Source organism: Cohnella rhizoplanae, from assembly GCF_948329515.1.
GTDB classification, from domain to species: Bacteria; Bacillota; Bacilli; order Paenibacillales; family Paenibacillaceae; genus Cohnella; species Cohnella rhizoplanae.
Map to the genome: position 1 here is coordinate 114,474 of NZ_CAOJCN010000017.1, position 13,805 is coordinate 128,278.

Annotated in this window: 14 protein-coding genes; 12 read left to right on the forward strand and 2 right to left on the reverse strand. The window is 62.7% G+C overall.

Features of this window, described 5'->3' with window-relative positions; translation table 11 throughout:
• Positions 1 to 108: 108 nt before the first annotated feature.
• The 7 genes from PQG80_RS21370 (at position 109) to PQG80_RS21400 (ending at position 6,351) form a co-directional block, all read left to right on the forward strand.
• Positions 109 to 1,215 carry an ABC transporter substrate-binding protein gene (locus PQG80_RS21370; protein WP_271753610.1) on the forward strand — a complete coding sequence of 369 codons (1,107 nt, stop codon included), beginning with the start codon at positions 109 to 111 and terminating at the stop codon, positions 1,213 to 1,215.
• Positions 1,216 to 1,280: 65 nt separating this feature from the next.
• Complete coding sequence (locus tag PQG80_RS21375; protein ID WP_271753611.1) at positions 1,281 to 2,219, forward strand: ABC transporter permease; 939 nt, start codon at positions 1,281 to 1,283, stop codon at positions 2,217 to 2,219.
• Positions 2,219 to 3,028: an ABC transporter permease gene (locus PQG80_RS21380; RefSeq protein ID WP_271753612.1), complete on the forward strand. Its 810-nt coding sequence runs from the start codon at positions 2,219 to 2,221 to the stop codon at positions 3,026 to 3,028. The genes PQG80_RS21375 and PQG80_RS21380 overlap by 1 nt, the downstream gene beginning before the upstream one ends.
• Complete coding sequence (locus PQG80_RS21385) at positions 3,025 to 4,062, forward strand: ABC transporter ATP-binding protein (RefSeq protein WP_271753613.1); 1,038 nt, start codon at positions 3,025 to 3,027, stop codon at positions 4,060 to 4,062. Before PQG80_RS21380 ends, PQG80_RS21385 begins: the two co-directional genes overlap by 4 nt.
• Positions 4,063 to 4,066: 4 nt before the next feature.
• Complete coding sequence (locus PQG80_RS21390; RefSeq protein WP_271753615.1) at positions 4,067 to 4,921, forward strand: DeoR/GlpR family DNA-binding transcription regulator; 855 nt, start codon at positions 4,067 to 4,069, stop codon at positions 4,919 to 4,921.
• On the forward strand, positions 4,866 to 5,720 hold the full coding sequence (locus PQG80_RS21395; RefSeq protein ID WP_271753616.1) for an alkaline phosphatase family protein: 855 nt from the start codon (positions 4,866 to 4,868) through the stop codon (positions 5,718 to 5,720). Before PQG80_RS21390 ends, PQG80_RS21395 begins: the two co-directional genes overlap by 56 nt.
• Before the next feature lie 91 nt (positions 5,721 to 5,811).
• Positions 5,812 to 6,351: an NADPH-dependent FMN reductase gene (locus PQG80_RS21400; protein ID WP_271753617.1), complete on the forward strand. Its 540-nt coding sequence runs from the start codon at positions 5,812 to 5,814 to the stop codon at positions 6,349 to 6,351.
• Positions 6,352 to 6,478: 127 nt separating this feature from the next.
• On the opposite strand, the gene PQG80_RS21405 is transcribed toward PQG80_RS21400, so the two are convergent.
• Entirely contained in the window at positions 6,479 to 7,552 is a 1,074-nt protein-coding gene (locus tag PQG80_RS21405; protein WP_271753618.1) for a collagen-like protein, read from the reverse strand.
• 338 nt (positions 7,553 to 7,890) lie between these two features.
• Here PQG80_RS21405 and PQG80_RS21410 point away from each other — a divergent pair, with 338 nt between their 5' ends.
• The 5 genes from PQG80_RS21410 to PQG80_RS21430 all read left to right on the forward strand — a co-directional run bounded on the left by PQG80_RS21410 (position 7,891) and on the right by PQG80_RS21430 (position 12,855).
• Positions 7,891 to 8,592 (forward strand): response regulator transcription factor, encoded by a 702-nt coding sequence (locus PQG80_RS21410; protein ID WP_271753620.1) that lies wholly within the window; start codon positions 7,891 to 7,893, stop codon positions 8,590 to 8,592.
• A complete protein-coding gene (locus tag PQG80_RS21415; RefSeq protein WP_271753621.1) occupies positions 8,589 to 9,515 on the forward strand; it encodes a sensor histidine kinase in 927 nt (308 codons plus the stop codon). Before PQG80_RS21410 ends, PQG80_RS21415 begins: the two co-directional genes overlap by 4 nt.
• Positions 9,516 to 9,660: 145 nt before the next feature.
• Entirely contained in the window at positions 9,661 to 11,172 is a 1,512-nt protein-coding gene (locus tag PQG80_RS21420; RefSeq protein WP_271753622.1) for an alpha/beta hydrolase family protein, read from the forward strand.
• Positions 11,169 to 12,089, forward strand: coding sequence for an ABC transporter ATP-binding protein (locus tag PQG80_RS21425; protein WP_271753623.1), 921 nt, complete (start codon positions 11,169 to 11,171; stop codon positions 12,087 to 12,089). Before PQG80_RS21420 ends, PQG80_RS21425 begins: the two co-directional genes overlap by 4 nt.
• Positions 12,082 to 12,855 carry an ABC transporter permease gene (locus PQG80_RS21430; RefSeq protein ID WP_271753624.1) on the forward strand — a complete coding sequence of 258 codons (774 nt, stop codon included), beginning with the start codon at positions 12,082 to 12,084 and terminating at the stop codon, positions 12,853 to 12,855. Before PQG80_RS21425 ends, PQG80_RS21430 begins: the two co-directional genes overlap by 8 nt.
• 688 nt (positions 12,856 to 13,543) lie before the next feature.
• On the opposite strand, the gene PQG80_RS21435 is transcribed toward PQG80_RS21430, so the two are convergent.
• Positions 13,544 to 13,805, reverse strand: a 262-nt coding sequence (locus PQG80_RS21435; protein WP_271753625.1) for an integrase core domain-containing protein, incomplete at its 5' end; no start/stop codon positions are given.

Genomic DNA, 13,805 nt, shown 5'->3' on the forward strand with positions numbered 1-13,805 from the left:
TTCGGATAATCCAGCGTAAATAGTCGCGAACTACACTCTAGTGGTAGGGAAAACAACAAGAATATAGACATAGTCCACAATAATCCACGCGGGAGTGAAGGGGAAACCATGAAAATCGCATTGAAGAAAAGGTTGGCCGCGGGTCTTGTCTTGACTACGCTCGCGCTGCCGCTGGCAGCTTGCGCGGAGAAGAGCGCGGACGGCGCGGAAGCAAGCGTCGCTCCTCAGGAAATCTCGGTAGCGGATCTTGAAACGAAAGCGAAGGAAGAGGGCTCCGTCGTGAGCGTCGGCATGCCGGACACATGGGCGAACTGGAAGGATACGTGGGCGGATCTTAAGACGAAGTACGGCCTGGCCCACACGGATACGGATATGTCCAGCGCCGAGGAGATCGCCAAGTTCGACGCGGAAAAGGATAAGCCCACCGCGGATATCGGCGACGTGGGCATCGCCTTCGGCTCGGTCGCGGTCGACAAGGGCGTCACGCAAGCGTACAAGACATCCTACTGGGACGAAGTGCCCGCCTGGGCCAAGGATCAGGACGGCCACTGGATCGTAGGCTATCAAGGCTCGATCGCGTTTCTGACCAACAAGAAGCTGGTCGCGAATCCGCCCAAGAGCTGGGAGGACCTGAAGAGCGGCGACTACAAGATCATCGTCGGCGACGTCACCAAGGCCGCGCAGGCGCAGATGGCCGTATTGGCGGCCGCGATCGCGTTCGGCGGCAGCGAGACGAACATCGAGCCGGGCATCGCGTACTTCGAAGGGCTGGCGAAGGAAGGGCGTCTGTCCAACGCGGACGCGAGCCTCGCGAACATCGAGAAGGGCGAGGTGCAGGTGACCCTGCTCTGGGACTTCAATGCGCTCAACTACAGCGACCAGCTCGGCAAGGAGCAGTACGACGTCGCGATTCCTTCGGAGGGCAGCGTGGTGAGCGGGTACGCTACGATCATCAATAAATACGCGCCGCATCCGAACGCGGCCAAGCTCGCTCGCGAGTACATCCTCAGCGACGAAGGCCAGATCAACCTGGCCAAGGGCTACGCCAGGCCGATCCGCGACAGCGTGAAGCTGCCGGACGACGTGGCCGCCAAGCTCCTGCCGAAGGAAGCCTACGCGAACGTGAAGCCGGTTAACGATTACAAGGCATGGGAAGAGACCGCCAAGCAGATTCCTCAGCTGTGGCAGGAGCGCGTCCTCGTCCACATGAGCTGACCTTAACGAGGCGTCTTCGTCTTCAGCCGGAGGCGCCTCTCCCATCCGATAGGAGCGTGGCGCGTTTGAAACGGAGCAATCGGTGGATGTGGCTGGGCCTTGTTCCATTTTTAATCATGGTGCTTTTGTTTCAATTGATTCCGGTCTTGTCCATGTTGACCGGCAGCCTCAAGCCGGCGTCGGGCGCCGGCATATCCTTCGGCTTCTATGCGCGGATCCTGCAGAGCGCCTACTATATGCAAGCGATCAAGAATAGCTTGCTCATCTCCGCCGCGTCTAGCGCGATCGGCATCGTCGTCGGTCTCGCCTGCGCGTATGCGATCACGAGATTCCCCGCTCGTACGCGGGACCGCCTGCTCATGTTCTCCAATATGACCTCGAACTTCTCGGGCGTCCCGCTCGCCTTTGCCTATATCGTGCTGCTGGGCAGCAATGGGGTGTTCACGCTGCTGTTCAAGCAGTGGGGCTGGAGCGTGTTCGGCGGGTTCGACCTGTACAGCTGGTCAGGTCTGGTCCTAGTCTACGTCTACTTCCAGGTGCCGCTGGCGCTGCTGCTGCTGTATCCGGCGTTCTACGCCATCCGGGACCAATGGCGCGAGGCGGCGTCGCTGCTCGGCGCGAGCAGATGGCAGTTCTGGACGAGCGTCGGCCTGCCGGTGCTGTCGCCGGCCGTGTTCGGAACCATGGGCATCTTGTTCGCGAACGCGATGGGCGCCTACGCGACCGCCTATGCGCTGGTCGGCGGCAACTACAACCTGCTGGCCGTGCGGATCGGTTCGCTCGTCGCGGGCGACGTGGTCAACCAGCCCCAGCTCGGCAACGCGCTCGCGGTCATCCTGGCCCTGTCGACGCTGCTCGCCGTCTTTCTCAACCATAAGATGACCCAGCGCGCCCGGCGGCTCGACGCCGCGTTCGTCGCCGGCCCGCGTCCCGTCCGCAAGCGCCGGCGGCCGCCGCGTCCCTTGAACGCCGCCGCCGCTGTCGCCGGGAAGGAGGAGCTGTGATGGACGCGCCGATCAAGCGGACGGGGGCTGCGCCCCGCGCGCTGATGCTGCTGCTCATGATCTATCTCCTGCTGCCCCTGATGGCCACATGCATCTACGCGTTCGCCCGGGATTGGCAGACGACGGTGCTGCCCGAGCGCTGGACGCTCGAATGGTTCGGCGGGATGTTCAAGGACCTGCGGTTCATGGAATCGCTCTGGAACTCGCTGTATCTCTGCCTGATCGCCGTCGCGTTCAGCCTGCTCGTCATGCTGCCCGCCGTGTTCGTCATCACGGTCTACATGCCGAGGCTGGAGTCGCTCATGAAAGGACTCGTGGTGCTTCCCTATGCGGTACCCGGCGTCGTGGCGGCGGTCGGACTCATCCGGGCATATTCTTCCGGTCCGCTTAACATCGCGGGGACGGCTTACATTTTGCTCGGCGCCTATTTCGTCATCGTGCTGCCCTATATGTACCAAGGCATCCGCAACAGCCTGCTGACCGTCTCGGCCGGCCCGCTGCTCGCCGCGGCCGAACTGCTCGGCGCGGGCCGGATGCGCGCGTTCGCGTCCGTCGTGCTGCCGAATATATGGCCCGGGGTGCTCGTCTCCGCGCTGCTGTCGTTCTCCGTGCTGTTCGGCGAGTTCGCGCTGACCAACATGCTAGTCGGCGGCCAGATCCAGACGATCCAGGTCTATCTCTATCACCGGATGGGAGAGAGCGGCCACCTGGCCAGCGCCATCGCGATCACTTACTTCGTGTTTATACTGCTCTTGTCCGCCCTGCTCATGAAGCTGGGCCAAAAAGTGAACGGAGGCTTGAAACGATGAGCGTCTACCTGGAGCTGCAACACATCCGCAAGCGATTCGGTGCGGCGAACGTGCTGGACGACGTCAACCTGCAGATCCGCGAAGGCGAACTCGTAACGCTGCTCGGACCTTCGGGATGCGGCAAGAGCACGCTGCTGCGCTGCATCGCGGGTCTCGCGGACATGGACGGCGGCAGCATCCTGCTGGACGGCAAGGATATCGCCGCGCTGCCGCCCCGGAACAGGGAGATCGGGATGGTGTTCCAGTCCTACGCCCTGTTCCCGAACCTCACGGTCCGCGAAAATATCGAATACGGCCTGAAAATGCGCGGCATCGACAAGACGGCCAGACGGCGGCGGTCCGAGGAGCTGCTCGCGGTCGTCGAGCTGACGGAGAAGCGGGACGCGTATCCCCAGCAGCTCTCCGGCGGACAGCAGCAGCGGGTGGCGCTCGCCCGGTCGCTCGCCGTCCGTCCCAAGGTGCTGCTGCTCGACGAGCCGCTCAGCGCGCTCGACGCCCAGATCCGCAAGAATCTGCGGGCGGAGATCCGCGCGATCCAGCGGCAGTTCAACATGACGACGATCTTCGTCACGCACGACCAAGAGGAAGCGCTGACGTTGTCCGACCGGGTATGCCTGATGAACAAAGGCCGCATCGTCCAGGAGGGTTCGCCGGAAGCGATCTATACGAGGCCGAGGACCGAATTCGTCGCCCGGTTCATGGGCAGCTACAACGTGCTGAGCCGGCAGGACGCGCTCCGGCTGTTCGGCCGCGTGGAGCGCGCCGCGGAGAGCTATGCCGTGCGTCCCGAATCCGTCGTCCTGCTGAACGGACGGAACGAGCCGCTCGAGCCCGGCCGGCGCGTGGCGGAAGGCATCATCCGTTCGATGTCCATTCTGGGCAACGTGATCCGGTACGACGTAGAGGCCGCGGACGTGCGGCTCACGATCGACGCCCTGAACGACGGGCGCTCGCTGCCGCTCGCGGAGGGCAGTCCGGTCCTCCTGGCGCTCGACGAAGCCCAGCTGCTGCACCTGGATAGAGAAGGAGCCTAGGCGCATGTCTATCTCGTCGGAGGAACGCAAGCGCGTCATTGCGGAGCTTCTGAAGATTGACGGCCAGGTCCGGGTGCCCGAGCTGTCGCTGCGGTTCGCGGTCTCGGAGGAGACGGTGCGACGGGACCTGCTGCTCCTGGAGCGCGAGGGTCTGGCGAAGCGCGTGTACGGAGGCGCGGTGCCTTGCAAGCCGACCAACTACGAACCGCCCTATCTCCAGCGCCAGAAGGAGAAGGCGTCGGAGAAGGAGCGCATCGGCCGGGCGGCCGCCGCGCTGGTCGAGTCGGGCGACACGATCGCCATCGACGTCGGTACGACGACGCTCGAGCTGGCCAAGGCGATCGCGGGACGGGAGCGGCTCACCGTGCTCACCAATTCCCTCGCCGTCGCCTACCATCTGATGGAATCGCTGAATAGCGGGCGCTTCACCGGGAGGATCATCGTCATCGGCGGCGAACTCAACCCCGGGCAGCAGTCGATGACGGGCACGATGGCCGAGCGCATGATCGCGCAGTTCCGGGTGGACAAGGCCTTCATCTCCGTGGGCGGCGTGTCGCCGAAGCGGGGAATCAGCGATTACGATCTCGGCGAGACGGGCATGTCCCGGCGGATGGCGGAGGCGGCTGGCCGGACGATCGTGCTGGCCGACGATTCCAAGCTCAACAAGGATGCATTCGCGGAGATCGTGCCGCTGCGGAGCGTCCACACGATCGTCAGCAATGTCGCGGCGCCGCGGGATTGGGTCCAGGCGCTGCGCGCCCATCATCTGCAGTGGATCGTAGCGAGCGAAGGGGGAGGAAAGCATGCCGTCAGCGACAGCCAAGCTTATCGTCGTCGTGCTGGATGGACTGAGATATGACGCGGCACGCAAGTATATGGGGTACATGGAGCATCTGGCCGAGCAGGGCGAGGCGATCTGCGTGCGAGTCCGATCCGAGCTCCCGAGCCTCTCGCGTCCGCTCTACGAGGTGCTGCTGACGGGCACGCCTGCCGCCAAGAACGGCATCACGGCCAATCACGTCGCGCGTCTTAGCCGGGAGCGGAGCGTCTTCCGCCTTGCGGCGGACGCGGGAATGAGAACGGCAGCCGCCGCGTACCATTGGGTCAGCGAGCTGTACAACGCGGCCCCGTTTAACCCGTTGTCGGACCGCCATCAGCATGACGAGGAAAAGCCGATCCAGCATGGAATTTTTTACTTCGAGGATCACTATCCGGACAGTCATCTGTTCGCGGACGCCGAGCATCTGCGCAGGGCGCACGATCCGCATTTCCTGTACGTCCATTCGATGAACATCGACGACGCGGGCCACAAGTCCGGCGGCGAGAGCGCGCAGTACGAGCGGGCCGTGCGCGCGGCGGACGGCATGCTGGCATCGCTGGTGCCCGAGTGGCTGGCGCTCGGCTACCGCATCCTCGTCACCTCCGACCATGGGATGAGCGCTTCTGGCCAGCACGGCGGTACTGCGGCGGAGGAGCGCAGCGTTCCGCTGTATCTGCTCGGGGACGCGCGCCTCCTGCTGCAGGAGGCCGGCGTCGAAGCCGACGCCATGCCGCAGCTCCGCATGGCCCCGCTGATGTGCCGCTGTCTCGGGATCGCGCCGCCCGCGGCGATGACTGGATCGGCCGTGGTCGCGTTTCCCGCTTCCGTCTCGTCTTGACCGCCGCTTCGCGATCGCGGTTTTGGATATTTCTGGCGGACGGTGGTACAATGAATTGGAAATTCAACTCAAGCAAACGGGAGGAAATCTAATGTTGAAGATTGGGATTATCTTGGGCAGCACGCGCGAAGGCCGCCTCAGCCCGCAGGTCGGCGAATGGGTCAAGGGATTGGCGGACCAACGCGGCGACGCGGAATACGAGATCATCGACATCGCGGATTTCAAGCTGCCGCTGCTCGGCGAACCGGGACAGGATGCTTCCGGCGCAGCTCAGTGGACGGCGAAGATCGCCAGCTGCGACGGGTTCGTATTTATCGTGCAGGAGTACAATCACTCCATCACCGGCGCGCTCAAGAATGCGCTCGACTACGTGCGCGCGGAGTGGAATGACAAGGCGGCCGGCATCGTCTCGTACGGATCGGTAGGCGGCGCCCGCGCGGCGGAGCACCTCCGCGGCATCCTCGGCGAGCTGTCCGTCGCGGACGTGCGCGTGCATCCGGCGCTGTCGCTGTTCACCGACTTCGAGAACGGTTCCGTGTTCAAGCCGAAGGACGTGCAGGCGACCTCGCTGGGCCAGATGCTGGATCAAGTCATCTCCTGGTCCACCGGCCTGAAGACGATCCGCAAGTAATCCGGCGGTACAAGCATACCCCCTTGCCGACTAAGCGGCAGGGGGGTTTTTGACTTGCGCTGGGGGTGTAGCTCGGCATGCCCTCATTATAGAGGCTGAAGAGGACTAACCGCTCATCGATTTCCTTTTATGCGATCTGCAGAATAACAAGGTGCGCGGAATCCGGCCTCGTTCCTCCAGCCAGCGGCGTGATCGTGAGGGCCGCGGCATTGCCTGCGGGGTTTCGAACGGTGAGTACCGAATTGATAACCGTCGTCTGTACGAGCGCCAAGCCTACGATCTGAGAAGTTCCCGTAGCGCGCCCGACCACCGTATAGGCCAGGTCGGCGCCGTTAAGCGTCAGCAGCAGTTGACCCGCTTCGTTTACGTTCACCTGGAACAAGACCTGATAGGTGCCGATCGCCGCCAGGTTAAATGCGCTCGCATTGATACGGGTGATGGCGGTCCCGCTAACCGGGCCATCTTGCGGGAAGCTTACGTCCGTGCCGGGAGCGACGGTCGCTGCATTATCAGGAGGCATCAAGGCAAAAAAGTCGGCAAAACCTAATGCTCCTCCGGCGGGTCCGGCGGGTCCTGCCGGTCCCGTCGCTCCTACCGGTCCCGCCGGTCCTGTCGCTCCTGTCGCTCCTGTCGGTCCCGCCGGCCCCGCCGGTCCCGCCGGTCCTGCGGCGCCGATGGCGCCCGCAAGGCCCGCTATTCCTTGAGGTCCAAGCGCGCCCGCGATTCCTTGGGCACCAAGCGCGCCGATCGCGCCTACGAGTCCTGCCGCTCCTTGGGGGCCGAGCGCTCCGGCCAGTCCTTGGGGGCCAAGTTCGCCGATCGCGCCTACAAGACCTGCCAGTCCTTGGGGTCCCAGCGCGCCCGCGATTCCTTGTGAACCAAGCGCGCCGATCGCGCCTACAAGTCCTGCTGCGCCTCGCGGTCCCAGCGCGCCTGCGATTCCCTGGGGTCCAAGCTCGCCGATCGCGCCTACAAGGCCGGTAAGACCTTGGGGTCCCAGCGCGCCTGCAAGTCCTTGAGGTCCCGCCTCCGCAATGGCGCCCGCGAGTCCTTGGAGCAATACGCGGCCGCTAGGCGGGGGACACTTTTTGCAAGCGAATTTTTTGGCAACGCGAACGCGGCGCTTCTTTTTTTTCCCTTTCGGGCGACATACCACGACCGTTTTTTTCTTGCACCGTTTTTTTACATCGGGACAACTCAACCGCGACACCTCCCCAGAAGAATGGTTCAGTGTACGCGAGACGATTTTTTCAGCTTGGACGGATGGCTCGGTCATCGCTAGACGACTGACTATTTTTGGAAAAATGGGTTAACGGCAGGGGGGTGGTTATACCAAAACACCACGCACTCTTTCATTTGAGATCGCATAATTTAATATATTGTCCTACTCGTCCTTCACGCCATCCAACCGACCCCGGCACCGTGCGTCCAGGAAAAAGGCACCGTCTGATTCTAGACGCAGGTCTGTCGAAACGCGCGAGGAGGCGGTCTATAATCGGGATTAAATAGACAGAAGGCAGAAGGGAGCCGCCTGCACGGATGAAAAGAATTCTATTGGTCGAAGACGACGCCGAGATCAACGGTCTCGTCGCCAAATACGTGGCCAAGGAAGGCTTCGAGGTCGATTCGGCCTACGACGGCGACGAAGCGCTGACCCGCATCCGGGATCGCGAATACCAGTTGGTCGTCCTGGATCTGATGCTGCCGCGCGTCGACGGTCAGGAGGTTCTGCGCCGCATCCGCGCGAAGGGGACGATCCCCGTCCTCATCCTGTCGGCCCGGGACGGCGAGCTCGACAAGATTCTGGGCCTGGAGCTGGGGGCCGACGATTATATGACCAAGCCGTTTACGATCGGCGAGCTCGTCGCCCGGGTGAAGGCGCAGCTGCGTCGCTATGTCGACTTCAACCGGGAAGCGGCTGGCCGCGATGCAGGCATCATCGTGCACGGGGATATGATCCTAAACGCGGATACGTTCGAAGTCGAAGCCGGAGGCGAGAGAAAATCGTTGACCGCCAAGGAGTTCGCCATCCTCAAGCTATTTTTGACGTACCCGACGCGCGTATTTACCAAGTCTCAAATCTTCGAGGCCGTCTGGCAGGAGACGAGCCTGTCCGACGACAATACGGTCATGGTCCACATCAACAGGCTGCGGGCGAAAATCGAGCGCGATCCGTCCAACCCCGTCTATATCCAGACCGTGTGGGGCTTCGGCTACAAGCTCGGCGAGGGACGCGCATGACGTGGTCCGCGATTCTCGGCGCCGTCCTGCTCCTGGCGTGCTGTTATCTCGGCCTCCGGCAGCGCCGCTTGCTCCGAGAGCTTCGGACGATCCGGCGGACGACGGAGGAGATCCGGGCGGGCAACTTGAACCTGCGTTATCGTCTGCACGCGCCGCACCCGGCCGTCGAGGACCTGAGCGGAGAATTGAACCGGCTGATCGATTACTTTCAACAGACGACGGAGCGCACGCAGATCCTCGAGGACGAACGCAAGCGGATGATCGCCAATCTGTCGCACGATCTCCGGACGCCGCTCACCTCGCTGCTCGGCTACGTCGAAGCGCTGCGGAGCGATCCGTCGCTGACGGAGGACGAGCGGCGCGGCTTCCTCGGCATCGCCGCGGACAAAGGCGGCGCGCTGCTGGAGAGGCTCCAGTCCTTTTTCGAGCTCGCGAGGCTGGAGGCGGACGACGCGCCGTCCGAGCTGCGGCGGCTTAATTTGACCGATACCGTTCAGGAGGTGCTGCTGGGGTTCTATCCGGACTTTCAGAAGGCCGGGATCGAGCCCGCGGTTCGCTTTCCCGACGGCCCCTTATTCGCGATGGCGGATCGGGGAGCGCTGCGGCGCATCCTGGAAAACCTGATGTCGAATGCGCTGCGCTACGGCCGCGACGGCGGCGAGATCGGGGTTGCCGTGCGGGAGGAGGCGGAGTTCGCGTGGGTGGACGTCTGGGATCGCGGTCGCGGCATTCCGGCGGCGGACATGCCCCGCGTATTCGAGCGCTTCTACACGGGCGAGGACTCCCGCAACGCGTCGCTGCGCGGAACGGGGCTGGGCCTCGCCATCGCGAGGAATCTGACGGACAAGCAGGGCGGCAGGATCGAGGTATCCAGCGAGCCGGGCGAGAAAACCGTGTTTTCGTTCAGCCTGCGCAAGGCGTGATGCGCATGGCGTGGGCGCGAGAGGGGTAGGGCGCATGCGTGACGCGTCCCGGTCTGAAACGCAACTTAAGATTTTCGTTAGGAATACGAGAAGGGCGCGTTAGAACGCTTCTCTATACTGGGCTTCAGAAGGAGGGAGCTCACGTATGAGAGTATTCGAAATCGTTCTGCTTGTCGCCAATCTGCTCGCCTTGCTATCCATTCCGGGCACCAAACGTTCCAACGCAGCGAAGCTGGGACTCGCCGGCGTTAACCTAGCCGCGCTCGGTCTCCACGCCATCGCCGAAGGGCTTCGCGGCCAAATGGCGCTGTCTTACGCATTCGTCGCCCTGTTCGCGATCTACGCGGCTGCCGGTTCCAAGCTGAGGATGCCGAATCGGCTGATCGCAAAAATCGCTAAGGGTACGTTCGTCGGCGCGGCGTTACTGGGTCTCTCCTTTACGGCGCTGTTCGCCCATGCGCTCCCCGTGTTCAAGCTGCCGGCGCCGACCGGGGATTACGACGTAGGCGTCCAGTACGCCTATCTGTCCGACGAACGGCGCGTCGAGCCTTTTCTCAAGGATGCCTCGGCCAAGCGGCAGTTGGCGCTCAAGATCTACTACCCGGCAACCCGGACCGCAGGAAAGCCGAATGTCGCCTATTTCCACGATTCTCCGGGTATCGTCGAGGCGTTCACTTCGGGCTATCGCCTGCCTGCCTTCCTGTTCGCGCAGCTGCGGCTCGTCAAGACGCATGCGCAGGAGGGCGCGCCGGTATCGGACCGTCAGGTCCGCTATCCGGTCGTCCTGTTCTCGCATGGCGGCGGCACGACGATGGAGGCGCACGCCGCGCAATGCGAGGATCTCGCCAGTCACGGGTATATCGTCGTGGCGGTCAGCCATACTTATGTCGCGTCGGCTGCCGAACTGCCGGGCAGGATCGTGACGGACCGGGACGCGACGGCTTCGTTCGACGAGGGCGATCCGCTGGCCGCGATCACGCAGATCATGGCGGACGACGACAGCTACGTCATCGATTGGCTCGAGGCGCTCGACGCGGGCGGGACGGAGTACAGGTTCGCGGGCAAGCTGAACCTGCAGGAGATCGGCGTCGTCGGCCATTCCCTCGGCGGCGCGGCGGCTTACAATCTTGCCGTGAACGACCGGCGGATCAAGGCTGCCGTTAACTTGGACGGCGCCGTCTATGTCTCGCCCGGCCCGTCGCAGCGTCCTGCGCCGCTCCTGATGCTGGCGAACGACGAGTTCCATCTGCAGGCGATCTCCGCGCGGGAGCCGCTGATGAAGAAGTGGGAGGACATGCCCGCGGACGAACAAGCGGCGGTGGCGTCGGCTTATGGCGGCCCGCAGGCGTACATCGATATGTACGGCCAGCAGAAGCGGGCGATCGCCGGTCTGGCGGACGCGCTGAAGGCATCCGGCAATCTGTATTCGATCGAGGGCAGCGCCCATATGAAAATGTCGGATATCGGCCTGTACGCCGGAGCCGGATTCCGCCGCTTCATCGGAATTAACGGAAGTACCTCCTCCGAACAATGCCTCGCCATCGTCCGGGCCGCGACGCTGACCTTTTTGGACCAACATTTGAAACAGGACGCCGGAGCCTCGATGGAATCCGTCTTGCGCCTGTATCCGAAGCTGCACAGGGAGGCAAATCTATGACCTGCATCTTGCGAACGGTCGGCCTGACCAAGCGTTACGGGGGCAAGACCGTCGTCGATAACGTCGATATGTCGATCCAGGCGGGCGATATTTACGGATTTCTGGGGCAAAACGGCGCGGGGAAAACCACGACCTTGCGGATGCTCACCGGCTTGATCCATCCTTCGGCAGGGGAGATCGAATTGTTCGGGACGGCCATGCAGTGGAGCAAGGGGAAGGCGATGGCGCGCGTCGGCTCTATTATCGAGTATCCGGGGTTCTATCTGAACCTGAACGCGGCGGAGAACCTGGAGATTCACAGGCGCATGATGGGCATGGGCAATAAGACGTGCATCGACGAGGCGCTTGCGACCGTCGGCCTGACGGATGCCAAGCATCAGAAGGTCAAAAATTTCTCGCTGGGCATGAAGCAGCGGCTCGGGATCGCTCGCGCTCTGCTGCATAGGCCCGAGCTTCTCCTCCTGGACGAACCGACGAACGGTCTGGACCCCGGCGGAATCAAGGAGATGCGGCAGCTTTTTCTTGATCTGGCCCGGCGGCGCGGCATTACGTTTCTCATATCCAGCCACTTGCTCGGCGAGGTCGAGCAGCTGGCGAGCAAGATCGGCATCATCCACGGCGGGCGTCTGCTGGAGGAGATCGGGAGCGAGGACCTGCGCAAAAAGACGCGGCATTGTCTCGCGCTGAAGGTGACGGACGAGCAAAAGGCGGCCTTCATCCTGGAGCAGAGACTGCGGACGACCGACTATGTCGTATCCGGCACCGGCGGCCTTCGTTTGTACGCCTACGTCGACCGGCCGGAGCAGGTCAGCGCGGCGCTTGCGGCCGGCGGCGTCGGCGTCCGGGAGATGTCGGTGTCGGGGGACAGCCTGGAGGATTACTTTTTGAAGCTGACGGGGGGCGAGAAGTTTGTTTAACCCGCTTATCGTATCAGAACTGATGAAGTTAAAGCATACGAAAATGTACTTGCTGGTGCTGCTGGGCGCCTTTCCGGCCAATCTGGTAACCCTGTCCGCATTCCTGCCGAAGGTGACCCCCGACGGCGCGCCGGCCGGGATCGACTTGCAGGATATGTTCTATCGGCAGGGGATGACGATGACCATCCTGGCGCCTTTTATCTTCGCGCTTATGATCGGCTACATCGTCTCGCGCGAGTATCAGGAACGCACGATCAACCAACTGTTCGCCTATCCGATCCCGCGTGTCCGCATCCTCATGGCCAAGCTTGCGACCGCGCTGCTGCTGATCGCGGCCACCTCGGCGCTCTCCTGCGTCTCGACGGTCGCGACGGGTATCGTCGCTTCGTTCTCGCAGTCGATCGACGCCTCGGCCTTGGGGGAGGGGATTCGCATGAACGCGCTCGCGTGCCTCCTGTCCTTCGGCACGGTCCCGCTTGCTGCGGCGCTGAGCATGGTCGGCAAAAGCGTGATCCCGGCATCGGTGCTCGGCGCGTTCGCGGCGCTCGTCACCCTGATCGGGGAGATGGGGCACGGCGCGAGGGGCCTGTTGTTTCCGTGGCTCATGCCATACTGGCCGGTTCGCGAGCTGGGGCAGGGCCTCGAGCAGATCGACATTGCGGCTTACGCATGGCCCGGAACGATCATTCTGGCCGCGACATTTTTGATATCGCTCGTCTTCTGTATTTTATATTATAAGCGGTCGGAGATTCATAGCGGCTCGTGAGGGCGTCCGGCATCCGTGCCGGTTGTGCGCGAGGGGCGGATTGCAGAATCAATAGGGGCGGGTCAATATCAACGGGGGCGGATCGCACCAAAATGGTGCTGTTCCGCCCCCGTGCGCGTTGGGTGCGGCGGCAATCCACTCCGCTCTGCTGCGATCGCACAATAATGGTGCTGTTGCGCAACGGGTGCCTCGGAAACCCACTTCGATGTGCGCGCGATCGCACAATAATGGTGCTGTTGCGCATCGGGTGGCGAGGTAACCGTCTCCGATGTGCGCGCGATCGCATCATAATGGTGCTGTTGTGCACCGGGTGGCGAGGTAACCCTATCCGATATGCGCGCGATCGCACAATAATGGTGCTGTTGCGTGTCGGGTGGCGAGGTAACCCGCTCCGATGTGCGGGCGATCGCACCAAAATGGTGCTGATGCGCATCGGGTGGCGAGGTAACCCGCTCCTGTGCGCGCGATCGTACCAAAATGGTGCTGTTGCGCATCGGGTGGCGAGGTAACCCGCTCCGATGTGCGGGCGATCGCACCAAAATGGTGCTGTTGCGCATCGGGTGGCGAGGTAACCCGTTCCGATGTGCGCGCGATCGTACCAAAATGGTGCTGTTGCGCATCGGGTGGCGAGGTAACGGTTCAACCCCCTAACCTTGGACACTTTCGTCCAAAACCCGGGGTTCTCTCCCTAAATCGCAATATTTATCGGCTTAATGGCGCCGGAGAGAAAATGTTTGAGGTACTCCGCAGGCGCTAGATCCTGGAGACTGCCGTGGAGCCGACGCTCGTTGTAGAAGTTAATGTAGCGGTCAACCGTCGTAAATGCCTGCTCGTAAGTCTCGAAAGCATGGCGCTGGTAACACTCGCGCTCCAGTACGCTGTGAAAGGATTCAATGAACGCATTTTTGTTTGGCGTCCTTACCGGGATGCGTTCGTGGTGAATGCCGCTC

Coding starts and splice junctions, on each gene's coding strand:
- PQG80_RS21370 (WP_271753610.1), top strand. CDS start 109: ATGAAAATCGCATTGAAGAAAAGGTTGGCCGCGGGTCTTGTCTTGACT.
- PQG80_RS21380 (WP_271753612.1), top strand. CDS start 2,219: ATGGACGCGCCGATCAAGCGGACGGGGGCTGCGCCCCGCGCGCTGATG.
- PQG80_RS21415 (WP_271753621.1), top strand. CDS start 8,589: ATGACGTGGTCCGCGATTCTCGGCGCCGTCCTGCTCCTGGCGTGCTGT.
- PQG80_RS21400 (WP_271753617.1), top strand. CDS start 5,812: ATGTTGAAGATTGGGATTATCTTGGGCAGCACGCGCGAAGGCCGCCTC.
- PQG80_RS21425 (WP_271753623.1), top strand. CDS start 11,169: ATGACCTGCATCTTGCGAACGGTCGGCCTGACCAAGCGTTACGGGGGC.
- PQG80_RS21395 (WP_271753616.1), top strand. CDS start 4,866: ATGCCGTCAGCGACAGCCAAGCTTATCGTCGTCGTGCTGGATGGACTG.
- PQG80_RS21390 (WP_271753615.1), top strand. CDS start 4,067: ATGTCTATCTCGTCGGAGGAACGCAAGCGCGTCATTGCGGAGCTTCTG.
- PQG80_RS21420 (WP_271753622.1), top strand. CDS start 9,661: ATGAGAGTATTCGAAATCGTTCTGCTTGTCGCCAATCTGCTCGCCTTG.
- PQG80_RS21385 (WP_271753613.1), top strand. CDS start 3,025: ATGAGCGTCTACCTGGAGCTGCAACACATCCGCAAGCGATTCGGTGCG.
- PQG80_RS21410 (WP_271753620.1), top strand. CDS start 7,891: ATGAAAAGAATTCTATTGGTCGAAGACGACGCCGAGATCAACGGTCTC.